The following is a 1,178-nucleotide window of genomic DNA, read 5'->3' as shown; positions in this document are numbered from 1 at the left end:
GCTTGTATGTTTAGACTTGAAGGGGTGGGTGGGACTAAAGCCTCGCTTCTGACTCTGACCAGTACAGACTGTTGGAGACATCGTCCCACCCCTTCACCTAATGCGCCGATAAGGAATGCATCGGCTCGGACCGACGATAGCAACAAGCCAGCGCAACGGTGAACCCCGACAAGTTTCTAAAACCTAGCTCGGAGGGTGAGCGATGACAATCCTTGATTCGCAGGTGGTCGTTGGTGTGGATGTCGCGAAGGACGAGATCGTTGTCTATCGGTGCGACGAAGAGAGCATTTTGGTCGTCGCCAATGAACGATCAGCACTGAGAAACTGGCTTAAGTTATTGCCAGACAACTGTGCACTGGCGATTGAAGCGACCAACACCTATCACCTCGACACGACGGAAATGGCTCATGAACTGGGTCACGACGTTTATGTCATTGATGGCAGCCGCCTCAATAAATACCGCGATGGGATAGGTGTCCGGGCAAAAACAGATGCTTTGGACGCGGTCTTGCTGGCGCGTTATTTGGGCAAAGAGTCCGACAAACTCAGAATCTGGAGTCCGCCCCCCAAGGCTTACACGCAGCTCAAAAGCTTGCTGCGACGCCGGGCTGAGCTCGTTCGACATCGGGTGGCAATCAAGCAAAGTTGGAGGGACGAACCCTTGCTCGAAGAGGCGCTGGATGAATACCTGCGCTGTGTAGAGCAGATTGAAAAAGGCATTCAGAAGACGCTGAAAAACATCGTTAGCGAAGCGGGTATGGACGCTCAGGTAAAACGCTGCCAAGCCGTTGAAGGCATAGGCGTCCTGACTGCCACAGCTGCGGTAACAGCCTTCATGCGCGGAGAGTTTTCCGATAGCGATGGCTTCATTGCCTTCCTGGGCATGGATCCGCGAGTGAGACAATCAGGCAAGAAAGATCAGAAACGCTACTTGTCCAAACGGGGCGATTCGGAGTTCCGGCGCTTATTTCACAACAGCGCAATGGCTGCCAGCCGCTCGCCAACCTGGAGACCGTTCTATCAGCGTTACCTGGACCGAGGCCTCAAGGGTACCCAGGCCTTGGTGATTCTGGCTCGCAAACTGGCCAGAGTGGTGTTTGCCTTGATGAAAAACCAAAGTGAGTACCAACCAAACTCTATGTTTGGGGGTTCCCCCCAAACATAGAATCTCCAACAGA

General features: G+C 53.5%; 1 protein-coding gene. It reads left to right on the top strand.

Annotation, left to right across the window (positions count from 1 at the left end; translation table 11 throughout):
• Positions 1–202 precede the first annotated feature (202 nt).
• On the top strand, positions 203–1,165 hold the full coding sequence (locus tag CYD26_RS24735) for a transposase (protein WP_102053915.1): 963 nt from the start codon (positions 203–205) through the stop codon (positions 1,163–1,165).
• Positions 1,166–1,178 lie beyond the last annotated feature (13 nt).

Origin of the sequence: Pseudomonas sp. FFUP_PS_473, from assembly GCF_002858665.1 — a bacterium.
Taxonomy (GTDB): Bacteria; Pseudomonadota; Gammaproteobacteria; order Pseudomonadales; family Pseudomonadaceae; genus Aquipseudomonas; species Aquipseudomonas defluvii.
Note: the sequence above shows the minus strand (reverse complement) of the source record. Positions and strands in the feature narration are given on the sequence as shown.

Excerpts from the sequence above, each read along its gene's own strand:
- CYD26_RS24735 (WP_102053915.1), top strand. The coding sequence starts at position 203 with ATGACAATCCTTGATTCGCAGGTGGTCGTTGGTGTGGATGTCGCGAAG.